Source organism: Streptomyces sp. NPDC032126 (assembly GCF_055580085.1).
Genome location: NZ_JBVIMA010000002.1, coordinates 943871 through 966568, shown reverse-complemented (window position 1 = coordinate 966568; position 22698 = coordinate 943871). Strand labels below are relative to the sequence as shown.

Below are 22698 nucleotides of genomic sequence, written 5' to 3'. Positions count from 1 at the left end.
CCAGGTGGCAGGGGCAAGGCAGGCCGTGCGTGAGGCCCACAGGATCGTCGTCAAGGTGGGCTCCTCCTCGCTGACCACCGCCTCCGGCGGACTCGACGCCGACCGCGTCGACGCGCTCGTCGACGTCCTCGCCAAGAGCCGCAGCGGCGGGGAGAAGGAGATCGTCCTCGTCTCCTCCGGCGCCATCGCCGCCGGTCTCGCGCCGCTCGGGCTGCGCCGCCGCCCCAAGGACCTCGCCCGCCAGCAGGCCGCCGCCAGCGTCGGCCAGGGCCTCCTCGTCGCCCGCTACACCGCCTCCTTCGCCCGCTACGGCGTCCGCGTCGGCCAAGTCCTGCTGACCAGCGACGACATGAGCCGCCGCGCCCACCACCGCAACGCCTCCCGCACCCTCGACAAGCTCCTCGCGATGGGTGCCCTCCCGGTCGTCAACGAGAACGACACCGTCGCCACCGACGAGATCCGCTTCGGCGACAACGACCGCCTCGCGGCCCTGGTGGCACACCTGGTCCACGCCGACCTGCTGGTGCTGCTCTCCGACATCGACGGGGTCTACGACGGCGACCCCAGCAAGCCCGGCACCTCCCGGATCGCCGAGGTGCGGGGCCCCGCCGACCTCGCCGAGGTGGAGATCGGCAGCGCCGGCAAAGCCGGGGTCGGCACCGGCGGCATGGTCACCAAGGTCGAGGCCGCCCGGATCGCCGCCCACGCCGGCATCCCCGTGGTGCTGACCAGCGCCGTCCACGCCGCCGAGGCCCTGGCCGGCGGCGACACCGGCACCTACTTCCTGCCCACCGGCAAGCGCTCCGCCGACCGGCTGCTCTGGCTCCAGCACGCCTCCACCCCCCAGGGGGCGCTGACCCTCGACGACGGCGCGGTCAAGGCGGTCGTCGAGCGGCGCACGTCACTGCTGCCGGCCGGGATCGCCGCCGTCGAGGGCGAGTTCAGCGCGGGCGACCCGGTCGAGCTGCGCGACGGCGCCGGGCGCGCCGTGGCCCGCGGGCTGGTCAACTTCGACGCCAAGGAGATCCCCCAGCTCATCGGGCGCTCGACCCGCGAGCTGGCGCGCGAGCTGGGCCCGGCCTACGAGCGGGAGGTCGTCCACCGGGACGACCTGGTGCTGCTGCACGCCTAGGGCCTGTCCGGCGGATCATGCCGCAGACGCGGGGCCTGGCACGCCCATCTGCGGCGTTGTCGTCGCTTGCCGATGCTCCGCATCGCCGCGCTCCTCCGCCTTGCAGCTGGCCGCACCAGGCCCCGCTCGCCTGCGCTGACGAGGTCCCGCCGATATCCTGCGACCTGATCCGCCGGACAGGCCCTAGCCGCGAGGCCCCGACGCGGGATGGGTGTGTCGAACAACCATCTGCGGTGCGTCGAACGGCCCGTACCGGTGGGGGACGTTCCGTGAAACCGCCCCAAGGACGTCCGCCGCCTGCCAACTTTGTCTGTGGGACAGATTCCGCACGAACCCTGTGCAGGCGTACGGCGTGGCTGCGCGGGCGTATGGCGTAAAGGAGGCCGTCGTGAGACGAGTGCGCCCTGGGGTGGCGGCGGCCCGTGACAGCGCCGGCGGCTCCGGCGGGGCGGCGTCCTCACGCGCGGGCGGCGAGGAGCGGACCCTGACCAGCGTCGCCGCCGGCGAGCACTACGAGGAGCCGAAGGACCTGCCCCGGCTGTGGCACGTCACCCTCAGCGTCTCCGGCGACGAGGTCCCCCTCACGGACCTGCGGCGCGCCCTGGAACAGCTCGCCCACGACCACCCCTTCCTCCTCACCAGCAGATACGCGAACGACCACGCCGAGATCCGCTACTGGGAGGAGGCCCGCGACCTGCACGACGCGGCCGCCGTCGCCCTGCGCCTGTGGGGCGAGCACCGGCAGACCTCCGGACTGCCCGCCTGGGAGATCGTCGGCCTGGAGGTCATCGACCGCGGGACCTATCACCAGCGCATCGCCGAGGGCTACGGACCGTCCCCCGCCACCCCGGTCGGCGTGCATCCCTTTTGATCCGCGCTGGGCGCTTGTCCCGGGTTCGGCCCTTGTCTCGGGGTTTGGGATGAGCGATGAGCGCACGCGCGCCGCGCACTACCCTTCCTACATGACCACGCTCTCGCCGTACGACTCCATGTCCCCGGTCACCCAGGCCGCCTACCGCGCCAAGGCCGCCGCCGCCGACCTCGCCCCGCTGCCGCGGGCCGCGAAGGACGACGCGCTGCTCGCCATCGCGGACGCGCTGGAGGTCCGTACGAGCGAGATCGTCGAGGCCAACGCCAAGGACATCGCCAAGGCCCGCGAGGCCGGCACCAGCGAGTCCGTCGTCGACCGGCTGACCCTCACCCCCGAGCGGGTGCGGGCCATCGCCTCCGACGTCCGGGACGTCGTCGCCCTGCCCGACCCGGTCGGCGAGGTCGTGCGCGGCTCCACGCTGCCCAACGGCATCGACCTGCGCCAGGTCCGGGTCCCCCTCGGCGTCGTCGGAATCATCTACGAGGCCCGGCCGAACGTCACGGTCGACGCCGCCGCCCTCTGCCTGAAGTCCGGCAACGCCGTGCTGCTGCGCGGCTCCGCCTCCGCCTACGAGTCCAACACCGCCCTCGTCCGGGTGATCCGCGACGCCGTCGGCGGCGCCGGGCTGCCGGCCGACGCCGTCCAGCTGGTGCCGGGGGAGAGCCGCGAGAGCGTCCGCGAGCTGATGCGCGCCCGCGGGCTCGTCGACGTCCTCATCCCGCGCGGCGGCGCCTCCCTGATCCGGACCGTCGTGAGCGAGTCCATCGTCCCCGTCATCGAGACCGGCACCGGCAACTGCCACGTCTACGTCGACGCGCACGCCGACCTCGACATGGCGATCGACATCCTGATCAACTCCAAGGCCCAGCGCGTCAGCGTCTGCAACGCCGCCGAGACGCTGCTGGTCCACCAGGACATCGCCCCCGAGTTCCTGCCGCGCGCCCTGGACGCCCTCGCCGACGCCGGCGTCACCGTCCACGCCGACGAGCGGGTCATGGCGTACGCCAAGGACTCCAAGGCGACCGTCGTCGAGGCCACCACCGACGACTGGGAGACGGAGTATCTGTCGTACGACATCGCCGCCGCCGTCGTCGACTCCCTCGACCGGGCCGTCGAGCACATCCGGCTGTGGACCTCCGGCCACACCGAGGCGATCGTCACCACCTCGCAGCAGGCCGCCCGCCGCTTCACCCAACTGGTCGACTCGACCACGGTCGCGGTGAACGCCTCCACGCGCTTCACCGACGGCGGCCAGTTCGGCTTCGGCGCGGAGATCGGCATCTCCACCCAGAAGCTGCACGCCCGTGGCCCGATGGGCCTGCCGGAGCTGACCAGCACCAAGTACATCGTGACGGGCGACGGGCACGTACGGCGCTGAGCCGCGCCGCTCGACGGGCACCTCTGGCGCTCGCCCGGCGGTGCCCGAGCCGCTTCGGCCAGGCGTCTCACCTGGCGGATAATTTCCGTACCGTCTGCCCAAATTGACCCCCCAGGTCTACTCTGGATCCGTGCCGGAGGACGTGGGGGGCACGCCGTTCCCGGACGGCTGGGAGCCCGACGACGACCACGACCGCGGGGTGTCGGACGAAGAGTTCGCCTCCGTGGTCTTCGACGAGGCCTTCGTACAGGCGGCCACAGTGCACGAGCCGAGCGCCGTCGAGCGCCTCCTGGCCGCCGCACAGGCCAGAGCGGAGGCCTCCGAGGCCGAGGCCCGCCGCGCCCACCGCCGCGGCGAGCGGTACGACGACGCCTACGGCCCCGACGGACCGGGTGATTTCGGCCATGATCCGGACTACGACGATCCGGACGACACCGACACCTTCGACGACCGCTACGGACCCCACGGGCCCTACGGCAAACAGGTGGTTCGCTGGCACCGCCCCGTCGCCTGGATGCTCGCCGTGGTGATGGGCGTCGGCATGGTCGCGCTGGCCTTCGCCGCCGTCTACCGGGGGGCCTCCTCGGGCAGCCGCGACCAGGTCCCGTTGCCGGCCTCGACCGGCCTGGAGCAGGGGAACCCGGCGACGCCGTCCGCGTCCGCCAGCTACTCCCAGCCACCCGTTCCGGCGGCGCCGCGCACCCCGTGAGGGCACGCCCGAAACCCCTCGCGAACCTGGTGAGAACCTGTCAGAACTTGTCGTGTAGCAGGGCGTTTACCCGGGCCCCCGGAGACCTACTCTGAAAGTATGGGCGGGCCTGGAAACCCACCTGAGGGGACACCCGAGGGCGCCCCCGGAGGTGGAGAGGACGAATACCGATCCGTCGTCTTCGACGAGTCGTTCGTCCGTGCTGCCCGCCTTCAGGAGTACTCCGCCGAGGAGCGGATGGGCGATCACACACCCGCCGTCCGCCGCCGCCCGTCACTGCACCGGGGGCTGTCCCGGCAGGCGCTCGTCCTGGTCCTGCTGATCGCGCTCGCCCTCGGCACGGCGATCTACATGGGCCTGCGCAACCCCTACCAGTCACCGACCGCCCGGCAGCCCGCCGAGCCCCTGCGGATGACGGTCATCCCGCTCGCCCCACCGGGCAAGGTGCCCGGCGCGGCCGACCCGGAGCACCTGTACGCGCAGAGTCCCGCCGCCCAGTTCCGCATCGGCGCCGAGGGTATTCCGCTGCCGGCCTCGCGGCGCACCGCGCACTTCTCCGACAGCCAGGTGGTCACCGCGCTGACCACGGCGAAGGAGTACATCGTGCACTCCGCGCTGTACCCGGAGGTGCTCACCGGGCAGCAGGTACGGCCGGTGCGGATGCTGCTCGACGGCGACCAGCTGGACCAGTTCGACGAGAGCTTCGACCACCCGACGGCGGACGGGCGGCACGCGCCCACCGGCTGGCTGGTCCGCTTCGACCCGGCGCAGGCCGAGCTGGCCGACCAGAGGATCCGCGTCCAGGGCACGCTGCAGGCCGCCGAGACCGACTCGGCCACCCTCGAGGTGACCGCCGACCACACCTTCGTCTACGCCCTGCGCCCGGCCGGCGCCGATGTCACGTCCCCGGCCTCCCTGTTCACCGTCCGCCGCGAGCTGCACTTCCGCTTCGACCGGGACGACCTGCGCCTGCACCAGGCCCAGCTGATCGTCTCCTATGTGCAGGCGGGCCCCCTGTCCTGCACCGACGACACGACCAACCATCTGCACCCGCTGCTGGCCGGCACGACGGCCAGGACCGGAGGCCCGGCCGGCACCGACCCGTACGCGACGGGCGGAGTGACGGCCCTGTGCGGAACCCTCTCGGTGAGCGCGCAGCCGAAGGTGTGAGGACGCGCGGTGGTGAGTCAGTGGGTCAGGTGGGTCAGTCCTCGTCCGTCGGCCGCTCGTCCGACGGGGGCGCCTGCCGGTCCTGCGGAGGGGCGGAACCCGCGAAGCCGCTGAAGCCTCGCCGCACCCGGCCTCCCAGGTCGCCCGCACCGCCCGCGATGTCGGTGACCAGCTTCATCAGCGGGTCCTTCGACGTCTTGACGTGGGTCGTGTAGTGCGCGGCCGACTCGCGGAAGGAGTCGCTGACCGAGGTGTCCTTGTCCTCGGTGCGCCGCGGGTAGTGACCGTCCATGAGCCGCTGGTAGTCGCGGGACTCCGACCACTTCTTCAGCTCCGCCGCGCGGACCGTGGTGAAGGGGTGGGAGCGGGGCAGCACGTTCAGGATCTTCAGGACCGAGTCGCGCAGGTCGCCGCCCGCCTCGTACTCCTCGGCCTGCTTGAGGAACGCGTCCACGTTCATCTCGTGCAGATGGTTGCCGCCCGCGATCTTCATCAGACCGCGCATCGACGCCTGGAGATCCTGCCCGACGAGGAGACCGGCCCGGTCGGCGGACAGCTCCGACTTGCGGAACCACTCCCGCAGCGCCGTGACGATCGCCAGGATCGCCAGGTTGCCCAGCGGGATCCACGCGATCCGCAGCGCCAGGTTCGTCAGGAACAGCAGGATCGTGCGGTACACCGAGTGCCCGGAGAGGGCGTGGCCGACCTCGTGGCCGATGACCGCCCGCATCTCCTCCTCGTCGAGCAGCTCGACGAGTCCGGTGGTGACCACGATGATCGGCTCGTCCAGGCCGATGCACATCGCGTTGGGCTGCGGGTCCTGAGTGACGTACATCGGCGGGACCTTCTCCAGGTCCAGGATGTAACAGGCGTCCCGCAGCATGTCGTTGAGGTGGGAGAACTGCTGGTCCGACACCCGCACCGAGTCGGACAGGAACAGCAGCCGCAGGCTCCGCTCGGGCAGCAGCCCGCTGAGCGCCTTGAACACCGTGTCGAAACCGCTCAGCTTGCGCAGCGCGACCAGCGCCGACCGGTCGGCCGGGTGCTCGTACGCACGCGAGGAGATCCCCGGGAAGCGCCTGCGCTGCCTGCTCGGCACGTGCTCGTGCCCGCTGTGCTCGTGGCCGTCGTCGGACATGTCTCCCCCATGTGCGTGTGAGTGGGCCTTTGCGGACCCTTGTGCGACCCTTTGCGCCCCCGAAGCGAGGTCCAGCCTAGGCGGAGTTACGGTGGACGGGCACTACAGCGAAGGAGTTCCGCGCCATGGAACACATCCCCGCAGCCGCCTGGATCACCGCGGCCGCGACCGGCGACCAGCACCCAGGAGCGGGCAATCTGCTCCGGATCGTACTGATCGTGATGGTCGTGGGCTGTGTGCTCACGGCGTGGTTCCTGCTCCGGGGCTACAAGCAGAAGGACGACTGAGGATCCGGGAAGGTTCCCCAACGGCGGAGTCGGCGTGATCGCCCTCAGGGCGGCCGCTTACGATGGGCCGACGTCTTTATCCCGCCCACACCGGATAGGTCCTGCCGAAGATGAGCTTCCACAGCGCAGCTGCCCAGTTGGTCACCATCGCCGCCGAGGGCGAGGAGCACGGCGGCAACCACGAGAGCCTGAGCCCCTACCTCACCGGTGGTGGCGCCTTCGTCATCCTGCTGCTCCTGCTGTGGGTCACCACCCGCTTCAACCGCGACCGCTGAGCCCGCACGTGTCCATAACGGGACACCCGGGGCATCCGCGCATCCGCCGGCCGGAGCCCCTCAGGACGGGCCGGTAGGGTCTGCACGCATGGGAGAGCAGGACATGCCTACCGGTCCGTCGAACCCCGGCAAACGCCGCCTCGGCGTCATGGGCGGGACGTTCGATCCGATCCACCACGGACACCTCGTGGCGGCCAGTGAGGTCGCCGCGCAGTTCCACCTGGACGAGGTCGTCTTCGTCCCGACCGGCCAGCCGTGGCAGAAGACCCACCGCGACGTCTCCCCGGCCGAGGACCGCTATCTGATGACGGTCATCGCGACCGCCGAGAACCCCCAGTTCTCGGTGAGCCGCATCGACATCGACCGCGGCGGCCCCACCTACACCGTGGACACCCTGCGCGATCTGCGGGCCCTCAACCCCGACACCGACCTGTTCTTCATCACCGGTGCCGACGCCCTCGCCCAGATCCTCACCTGGCGGGACTCGGAGGAGCTGTTCTCCCTCGCGCACTTCATCGGCGTCACCCGGCCCGGTCACCACCTGACCGACCCCGGGCTGCCGGAGGGCGGCGTCTCCCTCGTGGAGGTCCCCGCGCTCGCCATCTCCTCGACGGACTGCCGCGCGAGAGTCGCCAAGGGCGACCCCGTCTGGTATCTGGTGCCGGACGGAGTCGTGCGCTACATCGACAAGCGCGAGCTGTACCGCGGCGCGTGAGGCGAGCGGGCCGAGAGGGGTACCGGTGAACGACCGATACGACGCGGGCTACGGAGAGGCCCCCTACGAACTCGTCGGCTACGACGAGTACGGGCAGCCTGTCTACCGGCAGGTCGCGCCCCCGCAGGCGCCCCCGCAGCAGCAGCCGTACGACCCGTACGCCCAGCAGCAGGCGTACGACTACGGACAGCAGGGCTACGGCTACGACCCGTACGCCACCGGCCAGCAGCAGCCCGCGCCGTCGTACGACACCGGTCGGCAGGCCCCCGTGCCCTCGTACGACACCAGTCGGCAGGCCCCCGTCCGTGACCCCTACGACACCGGTAGCCGGCCCGTGCAGGGCGGCGGCTCCGGCGGACCCGCCCCGTACGACCCCTACGGGCGGACGGCCGCCAGTGGCCAGCAGCCGCGCGTCGCCGAGCAGACCGCCTACATCCCCCAGCAGTCCGGCCCCGCGGAGCCGGAGCGGGAACCGGAGGAGGCGCCCGGCCCGCCCCAACGGGACTACCACACCGGTCAGTTCGCCTTCGTCGAGGAGCCGGACACCGACTCCGAGGACGTCATCGACTGGCTGAACTTCACCGAGAACCGCACCGAGCGGCGCGAGGAGGCCAAGCGTCGCGCCCGCAGCCGGCTCGTCGCCCTCGTCGTCGTCCTCGCCCTGGTCGCCGTCGGCGGTGCCGGCTACCTCTGGTACGCCGGGAAGCTGCCCGGCCTGTCGTCCTCCGACAGCAGGACCGGCACCACCACGTCCCCCGCCGCCCAGAAGCGCGATGTGATCGTGGTGCATCTGCACGACACCGCGCAGGGCGGCACCGCCACCGCGCTGCTCGTCGACAACACCACCACCCGGCAGGGCACCACCGTCCTGCTGCCCAACTCCCTTGTCCTCACGGACGACGACGGCACCACCACGACCCTCGCCAAGTCCGTCGAGGACGACGGCTCCGCCGGCACCCGCGAGGCCCTCGACACCGTCCTCGGCACCAGCATCCAGGGCACCTGGCGACTGGACACCCCCTATCTGCAGAACCTCGTCGACCTCGTCGGCAACATCGAGGTCGACACCAACGCCGACGTGCCCGACCCGAAGGCCAAGAAGGGCCAGGCGCCCCTCGTCCACAAGGGCGAGAGCCAGACCCTCAGCGGCAAGACCGCCGTCGCCTACGCCACCTACCGCGCCGCCGGCGAGGCCCAGAACGCCCAGCTGGAGCGGTTCGGCCAGGTCATGCAGGGCGTGCTGCGCAAGCTGTCCTCCGACGCGCAGGGTGCGACGGTCACCGTGCAGACACTGGCGCAGATCCTTGACCCCTCGCTCACCGACAAGGACCTCGGCACCTTCCTCGCCGGACTCGCCGACCTCGCCAAGGGCGGCGACTACAAGACCGCCCTGCTGCCCGTCCAGAGTGACGGCACCCTGAACACCGAGGCCAGCGCGAGCGTGGTCAAGGACGTCCTCGGCGGCACCGCGAAGAGCCCCGACAAGGGCGCGGCGGTGAGCGTCTCCGTCCAGAACGCCAGCGGCGTCAAGGCGGACATCGAGGACGCGCGCGTGGTCCTCCTCAACGGCGGCTTCACCTTCCTGGAGGCCGGGACCGCCTCGGAGACCCGGTCCACGTCGAAGGTGCTGTACGCGGACGCCGCCGACAAGGAGAACGCCGCCGAGGTCGCCAAAACCCTGGGCCTGCCGCCCGGCGCCGTCGCGAAGGGCGCCGTCTCCGGCAACGCGGATGTGTCGGTGGTCCTCGGCAAGGACTACAAACCCTCGTCGGCCTCGTCGGCCTCGTCGTCGTAGGGGCCCGGCACCCGGGCTCCCGCCGGTGACGCGGGGTGCCGTCTCCCATCGCATAGGGGCCGTCGGCGGTCCGTGAGACCCTTGAGGACAAGTGACCGCCGACGGAAAGCCATGTAGTGACCGCCACCGACCGTTCTCTCGAGCTCATCCACACCGCCGCGCAGGCGGCCGCCGACAAGCTCGCGCACGACATCATCGCCTACGACGTCAGCGATGTGCTGTCGATCACGGACGCCTTCCTGCTGGCCTCCGCGCCCAACGACCGCCAGGTCAAGTCGATCGTCGACGAGATCGAGGAGCGGCTCCTGAAGGAGCTGGGCGCCAAGCCGGTGCGCCGCGAGGGCGACCGCGAGGCCCGCTGGGTCCTGCTCGACTACGTCGACATCGTCGTCCACGTCCAGCACAGCGAGGAGCGCGTCTTCTACGCCCTGGAGCGGCTGTGGAAGGACTGCCCCGAGCTGGAGCTGCCCGAGGACGCCCAGGCGACCCGCGGCAAGGCCGAGGAGCACGCCAAGCTGCAGGCCGCCCAGGACGCGGCCGAACCGGGCGGTGACTGGTGAGCGCCACGGGTGAGGTGACCGACCGCAAGGCCGGCCGGGGCCGCCGCGTCATCCTGTGGCGCCACGGCCAGACCTCCTGGAACGTGGAGCGCCGCTTCCAGGGCTCCACCGACGTGGCGCTCACCGAGACGGGCCTGTCCCAGGCCCGTCGCGCGGCCCGGCTGCTCGCCTCCCTCGCGCCGGACGCCATCGTCTCCTCCGATCTGTCCCGGGCCGCCCGCACGGCCGCCGAGCTGGCCGCGCTCACCGGCCTGGAGGTGACCCACGACGAGGCGCTGCGCGAGACGTACGCGGGCGTGTGGCAGGGACTCACGCACGACGAGATCGTGGCCCGCTACGGCGACGAGTACGCCGCGTGGAAGCGCGGGGAGCCGGTCCGCCGCGGCGGCGGCGAACTGGAGACGGAGGTCGCCGACCGCGCCGCGCCCGTCGTCCAGCGGCACGTGGAGAAGCTGCCCGAGGACGGCACGCTCGTGGTGGTCAGCCACGGCGGCACCATCCGCACGACCATCGGCCGGCTGCTCGGCCTGGACGCCCACAACTGGGAGAGCCTCGGCGGCCTCTCCAACTGCTGCTGGTCCGTCCTCGGCGAGGGCGCCCGCGGCTGGCGCCTGCTGGAGCACAACGCCGGCACACTGCCCGAGCCGGTCCTCGGCGACGACGACTAGGGCCTGTCCGTAGGAGGGTGGGCCGGGTCCGGAGCCCGCTCTTTCGGTCCCGGAACCCGGTCCGGGACCCGGATTTCACTTTCTGGCAGGTCGCAGGCTAAAGTTCTTCTTGTTCGCCCCGCCGAGCGGGAAGCGAAACGCCATGTGGCTCCACCACATGGGAGGGGCTATAGCTCAGTTGGTAGAGCGCCTGCATGGCATGCAGGAGGTCAGGAGTTCAATTCTCCTTAGCTCCACTGATCGACACTCTGTTGAGTTGTCAAAGATCGGTAGATGAGGATCCCGTCCCGCGAGGGGCGGGATTTTTCATTGCCCGGACGGCATCTCCCGGCACAGGCTCCGCAGCATCGCCGTGCGCCGCGCGGTCTCCTCGTCGTCCGGCGTGTAGACGACGATCCGGCACTCCGGCATCCCGTCGACGGACAGCGACACCGACGTCATCCGCAGCTCGCCCGCCAGCGCGTGCCGGAAGACCTTCACGCGGCGGCCCGGCTCCGCCACGTCACCGGACTCCCAGAGCCGCGCGAACAGCGGGCTCGCGGCCGCCAGCGCGCGTATGAACTCCTCCCAGGCCGGCTCGCCGGCATGCAGCCCGTACGCCGAGCGCAGTGTCGCCACCATCACCGGCAGCTCCGTCTCCCGGAACATCAGCGGGCACTCCGTCTCGGGCACCGTGAACAGTGCCCACAGGGCGTTGGTCGCGGGCGTGCCGCCGTGCTCCGCCGGCCGGAAGAACAGGTCGCAGTAGACCGGGTTGGCGGCCAGGATGTCGTAGCGCGAGTTGTAGACCACGGCCGGGCGCGGGGCGAGGGCGTCGATGATGGCCTGGATCTCCGGGCCCACGCGCTGGGCCGGCGGCTCGGGCGCGGACAGATACGGCACCTCCGCCAGATGGAACAGATGCTCCCGCTCCGGCGGGTCCAGACGCAGGGTGCGCGCCACCGCGTTCAGCACCTGCGCCGACGCGTTGATCGGGCGGCCCTGCTCCAGCCATGTGTACCAGGTCACACCCACGCCGGAGAGCTGGGCGACCTCCTCGCGGCGCAGCCCCGGTGTGCGGCGCCGGAGGCCCGGCGGCATCCCCACGTCCGCCGGTGTCACCCGGGCGCGCCTGCTGCGCAGAAAGGCGGCCAGCTCCGGCCGGCGCCGCTGTGCGGTCCCCGTCATCGCGTTGCCCCTCATCACGTCCCCCGTCATCACGTCCCCCATCGTCATCTCCCCATGGTCGATGCCCGACCCGTCCCCTGACAGGTGCTGTCAGTACCAGCATCGGCGGGCACTCGGCACCCGTACCCGGGCGCGGTCAGGCTCGACGGCATGACGACGACACCCCGGACGGGACCACGGTCCGCACCCGGTCCGATCACTACGGAAAGTAAACACCCCGCCACTGACAATCGCCCCGGGCCGCTGCTCGCGCTGGTCCTCGCGGCCCAGTTCATGGCGCTGCTCGACGTCTTCATCGTGAACGTCGCGGCCCCCACCATCGGTTCCGACCTGCACGCCTCCGGCGCCGACCTGCAACTCGTCGTGGCCGGCTACGCCATCACCTACTCGGTGCTGCTGATCACCGGCGCCCGGCTCGGCGACCGCTTCGGCCACGGCCGGGTCCATCTCGCCGGCCTCGCCGTGTTCACCGCGGCCTCCCTCGCCTGCGGGCTCGCCCAGGGCAGCACCGAGCTGATCGGCTTCCGGCTGGTGCAGGGCGCCGGGTCGGCGCTAATGATCCCGCAGGTGCTCAGCCTGATCCAGCGCTCCTTCACCGGCGAGGCCCGGATGCGGGCGCTCGGCGCCTACTCGGCGGTCCTCGCCGTCGGCGCGGCGGCCGGGCAGGTGCTCGGCGGCGTCCTGGTCAGCGCCGACCTCCTGGGCACCGGCTGGCGGCCGGTCTTCCTGGTGAACGTGCCGGTCGGCCTCGTCCTGCTCGTCGCCGGGCGACGCGTCCTGCCGCGGGGGAGCGGGACGGATCGCGCACGCGGGCTCGACGGGCCCGGCCTGGTCCTGCTGGGGGCGGCCGTCTCCCTGATCGCCGTGCCCCTGGTGCTCGGACAGGAACAGGACTGGCCCCTGTGGTCCTGGCTGTCCCTGGCCGCCGGCGCCGTCGTGTTCACCCTCTTCTGCTTCTACGAGGCGGGGCTCGCCCGGCGCGGCGGCGCCCCGCTCATCGCGCCCCGCGTCCTGCGCCACCCCGGCATGCGCCTCGCCGTCCTGCGCATCGCGGCGATCATGGCGGTCAACGGGGGCTTCCTGTTCGTGCTGACCCTGCACGTCCAGGGCGGCCTCGGCTACAGCGCGCTGCGCGCGGGGCTCACCTTCGCGCCGACCGCCCTCGTCTTCGGCGTGGTCGGACTGACCTGGCGCACCTGGCCCGCCGCCCTTCAACGGGTCCTGGTTCCGGCCGGGTTCGCGCTCACCGCGCTCGCCGTGACCGGAGTCGGCCTGGCGCTCAAGGGCGGCGGCGACGGCAGACTTGCGGTGTTCGGGGCGTACACGGCCCTGGGGGCGGGGCTCGCGCTCGCCTTCAGCCCGACGCTCACCCGGGCGCTGGCCGGGGTGCGGCCGCAGGACGCGGCGGACGCCAGCGGGCTGCTCGCCACGGTCACCCAGCTCGGCCAGCTGATCGGAGTGGCCGCGTTCGGCGCACTCTTCTTCGACCGGCTTGAGTCACTCGGGGCCCCGCGGGCGTATACCTCTGCGGAAGCGCTCTTCACCTGCATGGTGGTGCTCGCCGCGACCGCCGCGGTGGGTGCGGTGTCCGGACTGGTACGACGGCGTCGCTGACCGTATTGGCCCGGCCGTGGCAGAATCAAACGGCCGGAAGGGGGCGCGGCCCGACGGGAGGGAGTAGTGATGCCTGCCAGCATCCTCGGAGAGGTCGGTCACCTCTTCGAAGCGGCGTTGATACGGGACACGGTGACCCGCCTCAGCTGCCCCTCCTGCGGTTCCGCGCATGTGGCCCAGGTCCTCGGGGACAACGGCGGCATTTCTTACGTGTGCACGTCCTGCGGCCACAGCTGGAGCTGATCGATGGGTGCACACAGGCGAAAGTGCGACTGGTGCGGTAGCGGCAACCCGATCGTGCGGGACATGGAGCCGGTCAACCCCGACTACCAGTACTGGTGCGAGGAATGCGCGCGGGCGCTGATCATAAAAGGCGACCCCATCGAGACGTACCGCGAACTGGAGGGCGAGCCGATCTACGGCCGTCTCCTGGAGGAGCACTGCACGCTCAAGCGGTTCTACTCGTTCGTGACGGCGTGACCAGGGGGTTCCGAGGGGCCCCGGGAAACCGATTTGGTGTTCCACCCCCTGGACCGTGTAATGTTGGCGTCGCCGCCGGGGAAACCCGGAAGGCCGCAGCAAGGGGCTATAGCTCAGTTGGTAGAGCGCCTGCATGGCATGCAGGAGGTCAGGAGTTCAATTCTCCTTAGCTCCACAGGAAGTTGAGGGCGGGTCATCCGAAGGGATGGCCCGCCCTCTTCGTGTGTTCCTGTTCGGAAAGGGCCGGCGGGCCACCCGGGGGAGGGTGGCCCGCCGTACGCGCGCGTGGAGGGACTCAGCGGCCCAGGGCGCGGCGGCCGCGGCCCTGGGAGAGGACCGGCAGATTGCGGGCGGGCGCCTGCGCGCGCGTGTCCTCCTCGATGCGCAGGGCGAGCGCCGGGCAGCGGCGCACCGCGCGCAGCGCCTTGGCCTCCGCGTAACGCGGCACCTTCGCCTGCGCGACCGTCGGGAAGCCGTCCGCGCCGAGCTGGAAGACCTCCGGCAGGATGTCCGCGCACAGACCGTGGCCGCGGCACAGGGTCCAGTCGACGTAGATCTTCTGACGGCTGGGACCGTCCTCCTCGGCCTCACCGCCGCCCGTGATGCCCGCCGGGCCCCTGCCCCCCTCGAAGAGCGGCAGAACGCCCTCCACGGGCCGTCCGCAGCCGTTTCCGAGGACATGGGCGGCCAGGTCGTCGGTGAACGCCTTGATCGTCGACTCCAGGAACATCGCGGAGCCGTCCGGGTGCGAGCACGCGCCGCGCCGCTTCACGTTCTTCGCGACCTGCTTGAGCGCCTCCAGGGCGGCCGGTCCGCCGCCGTTGAGGATGTCCTCCATGCCGCGCGCGGCGGCCGGCAGACCGAGGTAGCAGGGACCGCACTGGCCCGCGCTCTCCTCCGCCAGCCACTGCGCGACGCGCAGCGACTCGCCCAGCGGGCAGGTCTCCTGGGTGATCGGCAGGATCGCGCCGGCGCCGAGCGCGCCGCCCACGGCGTCCAGGGAGTTGCGGGAGACGATCGCCTCGTTGACCGTCGCCGCGTCGATCCACTTGCCGTGGTAGCCGCCGGTCAGCACGCCCTGCGGGACCGGCGGGGCGCCGGCGAGCTGAAGGACGTAGCGCAGCGGCACGCCCGTGGGGACCTCGATCACCATGGGGCGGGCGACGGCGCCGGAGACCGTGAGCATGACGGTGCCGGGCTCGTCGTAGAGGCCGGTGTTGCCGTAGCGCTCGGGGCCGATGCGGGCGGCGATGGCCAGCTGGGCGAAGGTCTCGGCGTTCGACAGCAGGGTGGGCGCGCCGCCGACGCCGTTCTGCGAGGCGCTGACCTTGCGGCCGGGCGGGATGGCCGGGCCGCCGTCGATGGAGCGGATCAGGGAGGCGGCGGCGCCGGTGACCATGCGCACCGGGTTGCGCTGCACGAACGCGCGCAGTGCCGAGCGGCGGGTGTTGCTGAGGCCGCGTTCGGCGAGGGCGGCCTCCATGGAGCGCTGGGTGGACTCCCGGGTGACCCCCACCACGAGCGTGCGGGCACCCAGGGCCTCGGCGCACAGCAGGGCGCCGTCCAGGATGAGATGCGGGGCACGGTTGATGAGCACCGTGTCCTTGCGGCAGGCCGGTTCGTCCTCGCTGCCGTTGACGACGACGACCGGCCGGACGCCGCGCTTGATCGCCGATTCGGCGACCGAGCGCAGCTTCTTGTGGAAGGGGAAGCCCGCGCCGCCGCGGCCCTTCAGATTGATGGCCTCGGAGAGCTTCGCGAGCTGCTCACCGCCCATCGGTTCGAGCGGCCCGTGCACCTTCAGGTGCATGGGCAGATCGAGTCGTTCGACAAGGTCGAAGCCCGACGTGAGTTGGGGAAGGCCGACCACGCGGACTTCTGGGACGTCGGGCAGGGCCTCGTTCACCTATAGCCTCCGGAAGGCGTGTTCCAAGGTTCGCCCGAACCCGGTGAGTCGAAGGACGCACCGGGCGATGGTTCATTGGCGGGACCGCTGTTGTACGTGTCGTTCGAGTTGTACGTGCCGTAGACGGTGTTCGTCTCACCGGTGTCGTACACATCACGTCCGCCGTAAGCGGCGGTGCCCGTATTGCCGTAGGCCGGGATGGTTCCGGTGTCCGCGTTGCCGTAGACCGGGATGTTGAACCCGGTGTCCTGGAGCGGGTCGTACGCCGAGGGGGGCGCCTCGCCGACCGGCGGCGGGGAGGGGATCGGCCAGCTGCCCGAGGTGCTGCCGCCGGAGTCGGCCCGGGGCATGGCCCCGGTGGCCTGCGTGTCGAACGGCATGTTCATGCGGGCCGTCTGCTCGGCGGGCGACGGGTACGCCTGCGCGGGCGGGGGCGTTGAGACGGCGCGGTAGGCGGCCGCGAAGCCGTTCGCCGGCTCCGGGGTGGCCGGGGTGTCGTACAGCGGCGACGTCGGCGGCGCCATGCGCGTAGACGACAGCGGGTCGGCGGCCGCCGCGCGGCCCTCGTAGCCCGGCAGCGCGGAGCCGGCCTCCGCCACGCGCGCGCGGCTCTCCTCCAGCTCGTCGCGGCCGGAGCGCTCCTCGCCGCCGATCAGCGCGGCGATCCGGTCGGCCACCTTGCGCTTGAACGGGCGCGGGGCGGCGCGCAGGGCGAGCGCGGCGATGACGCCGACCAGGCACAGCTCGTACGAGAACATGAAGAACGGCTTGGCGGCGCGGCCCGCGAACAGGCCGTGGATCAGCGCCGCGCACAGGGCCGGGTAGGCCAGCATGTGCATCGCGCGCCAGCGGGCGGCGACCGGGGCCGGCGAGGCGAACTGGTTGCGCAGCGCGCCGGTGACGCCCACGAAGATCATGAGCAGCGCGGCGAGGGAGCCCAGGCCGATCAGTCCGCCGCTGCCCTTGACGCCGAGGCTGAACGGGATCAGCGCGGCGATCAGGACGGTGTGCTCCAGCGCCAGCTTGATGGTGATGTGCACCAGGAGGAAGGCGATCGAGGCGACCGCGGTGACCCGGTGGATGCCCTGCGCCACGATCCGCTGACGCGTGTTGAGGATCAGCCGGTCCTGGGCCACCAGACCCCAGATCACCGAGCAGGTCAGGCAGACGAGGGACAGGACGCCCGCACCGAAGTTGAGGAACTCCTGGAGCCAGTTGCCGCCGAGCAGGACGACCACGGGTATGAGGAAGAGGACGACAGCAGTCGCCACCCCGTAGGCCGATCGGCCCGGCCGGGGGAGCGAACTGGTACTACGACGAGGGTTCATGGGGGCAACTCCGAGCAGTTCGGGAAAGCGGTCCCGCTGCCGAACTCTAAGCGGCGCCATACCGACGGGTACGAGGTTTGAGTTATTGCGTTGTTATCAAAGGACAATGCGCTTGCGTCGATGTCCCTTAGTGGCTGTTACGCGAAGTAAACTTTGACCTTGGTTCAATGGCGCCATGGCCTACCTCGGCGTTCCTGTCGTGGTTCTTGCGTGTCCACCAGGCATACGGAAGCGCGTCGCCGCCTGCTCAACGCCTGCGGTACCCTGACCGCATGCGTGCCGTACGCCTTCTGCTTAGCGAGCCGCGCTGATCAGTCCCGACCACCGGTGAGATCGTGGTCGGCATCGGCGCGGCGTCCCCTCCTGTGCGAGGGGATTTTTCGTTTCCCCGATGAAGCCGCTGGCAGAGACGATCGATGGAGCTTTGAGGATCATGAGCGAGACGAACCCCGCTGCCACTGCCGAGGTGGCCGCGCCGCACCGCTACACGGCCGCCATGGCCGCCGAGATCGAGGCACGCTGGCAGGACTTCTGGGACGCCGACGGCACCTACGCGGCGCCGAACCCCAAGGGCGACCTGGCGGGCGACCCCGCGACGGCCGCCCGGCCCAAGAAGTTCATCATGGACATGTTCCCCTACCCCTCCGGCGCGGGCCTGCACGTCGGCCACCCGCTGGGGTACATCGCCACCGACGTCTTCGCGCGCTTCCAGCGCATGACCGGCCACAACGTCCTGCACACCCTGGGCTTCGACGCCTTCGGCCTGCCCGCCGAGCAGTACGCGGTGCAGACCGGCACGCACCCGCGTGTCTCGACCGAGGCCAACATGGAGAACATGAAGGCCCAGCTGCGCCGGCTGGGCCTGGGCCACGACAAGCGCCGGTCGTTCGCCACGATCGACCCGGAGTACTACAAGTGGACCCAGTGGATCTTCCTGCAGATCTTCAACTCCTGGTACGACCACGAGGCCAGGAAGGCCCGCCCGATCGCCGAACTGGTCGCCCAGTTCGAGTCCGGTGAGCGCGCCCTGCCCGGCGCCCGCTCCTGGGCCGCGCTGACCCCCGCCGAGCGCGCCGACGTCCTGGGTGAGTACCGCCTGGCGTACGCCTCCGACGCGCCCGTCAACTGGTGCCCCGGCCTGGGCACCGTGCTGGCCAACGAGGAGGTCACCGCCGACGGACGCTCCGAGCGCGGCAACTTCCCCGTCTTCAAGGCCAAGCTGCGCCAGTGGAACATGCGCATCACCGCCTACGCCGACCGCCTGCTGGAGGACCTGGAGGCGCTGGACTGGCCCGAGGCCATCAAGCTGCAGCAGCGCAACTGGATCGGCCGCAGCGAGGGCGCCCGCGTCGACTTCCCGATCGACGGCGAGCACATCACCGTCTTCACCACGCGCCCGGACACCCTGTTCGGCGCGACCTACATGGTGCTGGCGCCCGAGCACCCCATGGTCGAGAAGTTCACGCCCGACGCGTGGCCGCAGGGCACCCACGACGTCTGGACCGGCGGCCACGCCACCCCGGCCGAGGCCGTCGCCGCCTACCGCGCGCAGGCCGCCTCCAAGTCCGACGTCGAGCGCCAGGCCGAGGCCAAGGACAAGACCGGCGTCTTCATCGGCGCGTACGCCACCAACCCGGTCAACGGCGAGAAGATCCCCGTCTTCATCGCCGACTACGTCCTGATGGGCTACGGCACCGGCGCGATCATGGCCGTCCCGGCGGGCGACCAGCGCGACTTCGAGTTCGCGCGCGCCTTCGAACTGCCGATCCACTGCGTCGTCGAGCCGACCGACGGCCGCGGCACCGACACGTCGACGTGGGAGAACGCCTTCGGGGCGTACGACGCGAAGATCATCAACTCGTCCAACGACGCGGTCTCCCTGGACGGACTGGGCGTCGCCGAGGCCAAGGCGCGCATCACCGCCTGGCTGGAGCGCGAGGGCATCGGCGAGGGCACCGTCAACTTCCGCCTGCGCGACTGGCTGTTCAGCCGCCAGCGCTACTGGGGCGAGCCCTTCCCGATCGTCTACGACGAGGACGGCGTCGCCCACGCCCTGCCCGAGTCGATGCTGCCGCTGGAGCTGCCCGAGGTCGAGGACTACAGCCCGCGCACCTTCGACCCGGACGACGCCGACACCCAGCCCGAGACGCCGCTGTCGCGCAACGAGGACTGGGTCAACGTCACCCTGGACCTGGGCGACGGCCCGAAGAAGTACCGCCGCGAGACCAACACCATGCCCAACTGGGCCGGCTCCTGCTGGTACGAGCTGCGCTACCTGGACCCGCACAACGACCAGCAGCTGGTCGACCCCGAGATCGAGCAGTACTGGATGGGCCCGCGCGAGGGCCAGCCGCACGGAGGCGTCGACCTGTACGTCGGCGGCGCCGAGCACGCCGTGCTGCACCTGCTGTACGCGCGCTTCTGGTCCAAGGTCCTGTTCGACCTGGGACACGTCTCCTCCGCCGAGCCGTTCCACAAGCTGTTCAACCAGGGCATGATCCAGGCCTACGTCTACCGGGACAGCCGGGGCTTCCCGGTGCCCGCCGACGACGTCGAGGAGCGCGACGGACAGTTCTTCTTCGAGGGCGAGCCGGTCAAGCGCGAGCTGGGCAAGATGGGCAAGTCCCTGAAGAACGCCGTCACGCCGGAGACGATCTGCGCCGAGTACGGCGCGGACACGCTGCGCCTGTACGAGATGGCGATGGGCCCGCTGGACGTCTCCCGGCCGTGGGACACGCGCGCGGTGGTCGGCCAGTACCGCCTGCTGCAGCGCCTGTGGCGCAACGTCGTCGACGAGGCGACCGGTGAGGTCACCGTCTCCGACGCCGAGCCCGACGAGGAGACGCTGCGCGCCCTGCACAAGGCGATCGACGGGGTGCGCCAGGACCTGGAGGGCCTGCGCTTCAACACCGCCATCGCCAAGATCACCGAGCTGAACAACCACCTGACCAAGGCCGGCGGGCCGGTGCCGCGTTCCGTGGCCGAGGCCCTGGTGCTGATGGTCGCGCCGCTGGCGCCGCACATCGCCGAGGAGCTGTGGCGCCTGCTGGGCCACACCGACTCGGTCGTCCACCAGGACTTCCCGGTGGCCGACCCGGCGTACGTCGTCGACGAGACCGTGACCTGTGTCGTGCAGATCAAGGGCAAGGTCAAGGCGCGGCTGGAGGTGTCGCCGGCCATCTCCGAGGAGGAGCTGGAGAAGGTGGCGCTGGCCGACGAGGGCGTCGTCAAGGCGCTGGCCGGCGCGGGCATCCGCAAGGTCATCGTGCGCGCGCCGAAGCTGGTGAACATCGTTCCGGCGTAGTCGTCGGCTCGTCGAGCGGTAGCCGAGGGGGCGCGGTCGCGGGCGGCTGTCGCTCCGGGCGGGCGGCCTGCGTCTCGGGGGCGGCGGCTGTCGTTGCGGGGCGGGCGGGCGGTCGGCATGCGGCTTGGGGGCGGCGGCTGTCGGCCCGGGGCAGTTGGCCTGCGTCTCGGGGGTGGCCGGCTGCCGGCTCCGGGGCCGTCCGGTCGCGGTCCCAGGCTCGGGCAGCCGGTGTCCCGGGGGCGGTGGGGCCGGCGTCTCGGGGTCGTCCCGGAGGGGTGGTTCGGGGTTTTCTGCGGGCAGGCTCGGGGTTCTTCCGGAACTCCGTGCCTGCCCGCGGCGTTTACCGTGGAAGAGCGGCGCGGAGCGTGCCGCGGGTCGGAGGAGGAGCGTCGTGGAAGCAGTGATCGCCGTCGTCGTCCTCTTCTTCGCGGTCTTCGTCGCGCTCGGTGTGTACGCCGCGGTGAGAGTCGTCCGGGCCGCGGCGCGCGGTGTGGACCGCACCCTGACCCAGGCCCGCCGCACGGTCGAGGACCACACCCTGCGGGCCAAGTCCTTCGCCCCGTTCGGACCGGCCGCCGAGATCGCCCAGCTCCGGCTCAAGCTGCGCACCTCGATGCGCGCCACCCAGGACGCCCTGCACGCGGGCGCCGCCGAGGACGAGTCCCTCAAGGAGTCCCTCGCCCTCTTCCAGCGCCTGAGCGCTCACGGCCACGAGCTGGACGGCGAGCTCAAGCGCCTGGAGTCCGACCCCGACCGCGGCAGACTGACCGCCCGGCTGCCCGATCTGCGCGAGCGCACCGAGCGGATCACCGGCTCCGCCGACTCCCTGCGCTGGGCGGCCCGCGACCGGGCCCGGCACCTCGCCGACGACGACCTCGACACTCTCAGCGCTCAGATCGACATCGAGGCGGGCGCCCTCAGACACTGGACCACCGAGGACTCAGCGCGGACACCGCCCCCCTGGCCCGACGCGGCCCCGGCCGCCGACCCCGCGCCCGACAACGGATCGCGGCGCGAGTCGACCGGCCCGCGCGCCGAGCAGCGAGCGGCGCGGCCCGCCATCACCCCGCAGGGACCACGCCCCACGTATCCCTGGCAGAAGAAGCCGCGCCCGGAGAGCACCACCTGACCTCGTGAGGTATTTGATTCGGTCAAGGGCAGCCCAGCCGCGAGGGGCCGGGCTGCCGCCCACCCGCTACGGCAGGTAACCTCCAGCTCATGTCCCGCCATGTCGCTATCGTCACGGATTCAACGGCCTACCTGACGCAGCGGACGATGGAGCGCCACGGCATCACCGCGGTGCCCCTGACGGTGGTCCTCGGCGACCAGGCGCTCGAGGACGGCACCGAGATCTCCAACCGCTCGCTGGCCCAGGCCCTGCAGAAGCGACGCCCCGTCACCACCTCGCGCCCCAGCCCTCAGCTCTTCGCCGAGACCTACCGCAGGGTCGCCGAGTCCGGTGCCACCGCCATCGTCTCCCTCCATCTGTCCGCCGAGCTGTCCGGCACCTACGACGCGGCGGTCGTCGCGGCCCGTGAGGCACCGGTGCCGGTGCGGGTGGTGGACACGGGGATGGTCGCGATGGCCCTCGGCTTCTGCGCGCTCGCCGCCGTCGAGGCGGTCGAGGCCGGCGGCACGGTCGACGAGGCGGTCACCGCGGCGGAGAAGCGGGCCGCGGGTACAGCCGCCTTCTTCTACGTCGACACGCTCGACTACCTCCGGCGCGGCGGGCGGATCGGCACCGCACAGGCGCTGCTGGGCTCCGCGCTGGCCGTCAAGCCACTGCTCCAGCTGGAGGGCGGGCGCATCGAACTGCTGGAGAAGGTGCGCACGGCGTCGAGGGCGATCGCCCGCCTGGAGGAACTGGTCGCCGACCGGGCCGGCGGGGCGCCTGTCGACATCGCGGTCCATCACCTCGCCGCTCCCGAACGGGCCGCCGCGCTGGCGGACCGGTTGCGAGGACGGGTCCCGGGTCTCGCCGAACTGCATGTGAGCGAGGTGGGCGCGGTGATCGGGGCGCACACCGGGCCCGGCTTGCTGGGGGCCGTGGTTTCGCCGAGGTGAGGCCCCGGCGGCGGCGCGCATGCGTGTTCTCGTGACGCGACACCGCGAGTGTTTCACTCCTTCGGGTGGTGGAGTTTTCCACAACTGGGCCGCCACCCACGGAAATTGAACAAGATCATCACGGTCGCCCGAAGTGC

Annotated in this window: 21 protein-coding genes and 2 tRNA genes; 19 read left to right on the top strand and 4 right to left on the bottom strand. The window is 71.5% G+C overall.

Annotation, left to right across the window (positions count from 1 at the left end; translation table 11 throughout):
* Positions 1-25: 25 nt before the first annotated feature.
* The 5 genes from proB to ACZ5NW_RS12835 all read left to right on the top strand — a co-directional run bounded on the left by proB (position 26) and on the right by ACZ5NW_RS12835 (position 5260).
* Positions 26-1132 (top strand): glutamate 5-kinase, encoded by a 1107-nt coding sequence (gene proB, locus ACZ5NW_RS12855; protein WP_468743835.1) that lies wholly within the window; start codon positions 26-28, stop codon positions 1130-1132.
* Between the two features lie 397 nt (positions 1133-1529).
* Positions 1530-2003, top strand: a complete 474-nt coding sequence (locus ACZ5NW_RS12850; protein ID WP_468743882.1) for a hypothetical protein — start codon at positions 1530-1532, stop codon at positions 2001-2003.
* Between the two features lie 91 nt (positions 2004-2094).
* Positions 2095-3381: a glutamate-5-semialdehyde dehydrogenase gene (locus ACZ5NW_RS12845; RefSeq protein ID WP_468743834.1), complete on the top strand. Its 1287-nt coding sequence runs from the start codon at positions 2095-2097 to the stop codon at positions 3379-3381.
* Between the two features lie 130 nt (positions 3382-3511).
* Entirely contained in the window at positions 3512-4090 is a 579-nt protein-coding gene (locus ACZ5NW_RS12840) for an SCO2584 family spore wall biosynthesis protein (protein WP_468743833.1), read from the top strand.
* 99 nt (positions 4091-4189) lie between these two features.
* The gene (locus tag ACZ5NW_RS12835) at positions 4190-5260 is read left to right on the top strand and encodes an SCO2583 family membrane protein (protein WP_468743832.1); all 1071 of its coding nucleotides are present in this window, start codon (positions 4190-4192) and stop codon (positions 5258-5260) included.
* A gap of 34 nt (positions 5261-5294) precedes the next feature.
* Here ACZ5NW_RS12835 and ACZ5NW_RS12830 read toward each other — a convergent pair whose 3' ends face one another.
* Positions 5295-6398 carry a M48 family metallopeptidase gene (locus ACZ5NW_RS12830; RefSeq protein ID WP_468743831.1) on the bottom strand — a complete coding sequence of 368 codons (1104 nt, stop codon included), beginning with the start codon at positions 6396-6398 and terminating at the stop codon, positions 5295-5297.
* Positions 6399-6523: 125 nt separating this feature from the next.
* Between ACZ5NW_RS12830 and ACZ5NW_RS12825 the strand changes: the two genes are divergently transcribed.
* The 7 genes from ACZ5NW_RS12825 to ACZ5NW_RS12795 all read left to right on the top strand — a co-directional run bounded on the left by ACZ5NW_RS12825 (position 6524) and on the right by ACZ5NW_RS12795 (position 10934).
* A complete protein-coding gene (locus tag ACZ5NW_RS12825; protein WP_468743830.1) occupies positions 6524-6685 on the top strand; it encodes a hypothetical protein in 162 nt (53 codons plus the stop codon).
* Between the two features lie 110 nt (positions 6686-6795).
* On the top strand, positions 6796-6960 hold the full coding sequence (locus ACZ5NW_RS12820; protein WP_468743829.1) for a hypothetical protein: 165 nt from the start codon (positions 6796-6798) through the stop codon (positions 6958-6960).
* An 88-nt stretch (positions 6961-7048) separates the two neighbouring features.
* A complete protein-coding gene (gene nadD, locus ACZ5NW_RS12815; protein WP_468743828.1) occupies positions 7049-7675 on the top strand; it encodes a nicotinate-nucleotide adenylyltransferase in 627 nt (208 codons plus the stop codon).
* A 25-nt stretch (positions 7676-7700) separates the two neighbouring features.
* The gene (locus ACZ5NW_RS12810) at positions 7701-9470 is read left to right on the top strand and encodes an LCP family protein (RefSeq protein ID WP_468743827.1); all 1770 of its coding nucleotides are present in this window, start codon (positions 7701-7703) and stop codon (positions 9468-9470) included.
* A gap of 116 nt (positions 9471-9586) precedes the next feature.
* Positions 9587-10030: a ribosome silencing factor gene (gene rsfS, locus ACZ5NW_RS12805; protein ID WP_468743826.1), complete on the top strand. Its 444-nt coding sequence runs from the start codon at positions 9587-9589 to the stop codon at positions 10028-10030.
* Positions 10024-10698: a histidine phosphatase family protein gene (locus ACZ5NW_RS12800; protein ID WP_468743881.1), complete on the top strand. Its 675-nt coding sequence runs from the start codon at positions 10024-10026 to the stop codon at positions 10696-10698. Before rsfS ends, ACZ5NW_RS12800 begins: the two co-directional genes overlap by 7 nt.
* Positions 10699-10861: 163 nt before the next feature.
* A tRNA-Ala gene (locus tag ACZ5NW_RS12795) sits at positions 10862-10934 on the top strand.
* 70 nt (positions 10935-11004) lie between these two features.
* Here the strand turns inward: ACZ5NW_RS12795 and ACZ5NW_RS12790 are convergent.
* Positions 11005-11907 (bottom strand): helix-turn-helix transcriptional regulator, encoded by a 903-nt coding sequence (locus tag ACZ5NW_RS12790; RefSeq protein WP_468743880.1) that lies wholly within the window; start codon positions 11905-11907, stop codon positions 11005-11007.
* Between the two features lie 108 nt (positions 11908-12015).
* Here ACZ5NW_RS12790 and ACZ5NW_RS12785 point away from each other — a divergent pair, with 108 nt between their 5' ends.
* The 4 genes from ACZ5NW_RS12785 to ACZ5NW_RS12770 all read left to right on the top strand — a co-directional run bounded on the left by ACZ5NW_RS12785 (position 12016) and on the right by ACZ5NW_RS12770 (position 14134).
* Entirely contained in the window at positions 12016-13479 is a 1464-nt protein-coding gene (locus ACZ5NW_RS12785) for an MFS transporter (RefSeq protein ID WP_468743825.1), read from the top strand.
* Positions 13480-13548: 69 nt separating this feature from the next.
* Positions 13549-13722, top strand: a complete 174-nt coding sequence (locus ACZ5NW_RS12780; RefSeq protein ID WP_468743824.1) for a hypothetical protein — start codon at positions 13549-13551, stop codon at positions 13720-13722.
* 3 nt (positions 13723-13725) lie between these two features.
* Complete coding sequence (locus tag ACZ5NW_RS12775) at positions 13726-13959, top strand: hypothetical protein (RefSeq protein ID WP_067241185.1); 234 nt, start codon at positions 13726-13728, stop codon at positions 13957-13959.
* Between the two features lie 102 nt (positions 13960-14061).
* Positions 14062-14134 (top strand) — tRNA-Ala (locus tag ACZ5NW_RS12770).
* 120 nt (positions 14135-14254) lie between these two features.
* Here the strand turns inward: ACZ5NW_RS12770 and ACZ5NW_RS12765 are convergent.
* On the bottom strand, positions 14255-15865 hold the full coding sequence (locus ACZ5NW_RS12765) for an NADH-ubiquinone oxidoreductase-F iron-sulfur binding region domain-containing protein (protein ID WP_468743823.1): 1611 nt from the start codon (positions 15863-15865) through the stop codon (positions 14255-14257).
* Positions 15862-17193, bottom strand: a complete 1332-nt coding sequence (locus tag ACZ5NW_RS12760; RefSeq protein WP_468743822.1) for a cytochrome b/b6 domain-containing protein — start codon at positions 17191-17193, stop codon at positions 15862-15864. Before ACZ5NW_RS12760 ends, ACZ5NW_RS12765 begins: the two co-directional genes overlap by 4 nt.
* A gap of 433 nt (positions 17194-17626) precedes the next feature.
* Here ACZ5NW_RS12760 and leuS point away from each other — a divergent pair, with 433 nt between their 5' ends.
* The 3 genes from leuS (at position 17627) to ACZ5NW_RS12745 (ending at position 22561) form a co-directional block, all read left to right on the top strand.
* Positions 17627-20497 (top strand): leucine--tRNA ligase, encoded by a 2871-nt coding sequence (gene leuS, locus ACZ5NW_RS12755; RefSeq protein WP_468743821.1) that lies wholly within the window; start codon positions 17627-17629, stop codon positions 20495-20497.
* Between the two features lie 391 nt (positions 20498-20888).
* The gene (locus ACZ5NW_RS12750) at positions 20889-21626 is read left to right on the top strand and encodes a hypothetical protein (RefSeq protein ID WP_468743820.1); all 738 of its coding nucleotides are present in this window, start codon (positions 20889-20891) and stop codon (positions 21624-21626) included.
* A gap of 89 nt (positions 21627-21715) precedes the next feature.
* Positions 21716-22561, top strand: coding sequence for a DegV family protein (locus tag ACZ5NW_RS12745; protein ID WP_468743819.1), 846 nt, complete (start codon positions 21716-21718; stop codon positions 22559-22561).
* Positions 22562-22698 lie beyond the last annotated feature (137 nt).

Coding starts and splice junctions, on each gene's coding strand:
- ACZ5NW_RS12790 (WP_468743880.1), bottom strand. CDS start 11,907: ATGGGGGACGTGATGACGGGGGACGTGATGAGGGGCAACGCGATGACG.
- ACZ5NW_RS12830 (WP_468743831.1), bottom strand. CDS start 6,398: ATGTCCGACGACGGCCACGAGCACAGCGGGCACGAGCACGTGCCGAGC.
- ACZ5NW_RS12775 (WP_067241185.1), top strand. CDS start 13,726: ATGGGTGCACACAGGCGAAAGTGCGACTGGTGCGGTAGCGGCAACCCG.
- ACZ5NW_RS12780 (WP_468743824.1), top strand. CDS start 13,549: ATGCCTGCCAGCATCCTCGGAGAGGTCGGTCACCTCTTCGAAGCGGCG.
- nadD (WP_468743828.1), top strand. CDS start 7,049: ATGGGAGAGCAGGACATGCCTACCGGTCCGTCGAACCCCGGCAAACGC.
- ACZ5NW_RS12785 (WP_468743825.1), top strand. CDS start 12,016: ATGACGACGACACCCCGGACGGGACCACGGTCCGCACCCGGTCCGATC.
- ACZ5NW_RS12760 (WP_468743822.1), bottom strand. CDS start 17,193: ATGAACCCTCGTCGTAGTACCAGTTCGCTCCCCCGGCCGGGCCGATCG.
- ACZ5NW_RS12825 (WP_468743830.1), top strand. CDS start 6,524: ATGGAACACATCCCCGCAGCCGCCTGGATCACCGCGGCCGCGACCGGC.
- ACZ5NW_RS12845 (WP_468743834.1), top strand. CDS start 2,095: ATGACCACGCTCTCGCCGTACGACTCCATGTCCCCGGTCACCCAGGCC.
- leuS (WP_468743821.1), top strand. CDS start 17,627: ATGAGCGAGACGAACCCCGCTGCCACTGCCGAGGTGGCCGCGCCGCAC.
- ACZ5NW_RS12820 (WP_468743829.1), top strand. CDS start 6,796: ATGAGCTTCCACAGCGCAGCTGCCCAGTTGGTCACCATCGCCGCCGAG.
- ACZ5NW_RS12745 (WP_468743819.1), top strand. CDS start 21,716: ATGTCCCGCCATGTCGCTATCGTCACGGATTCAACGGCCTACCTGACG.
- ACZ5NW_RS12835 (WP_468743832.1), top strand. CDS start 4,190: ATGGGCGGGCCTGGAAACCCACCTGAGGGGACACCCGAGGGCGCCCCC.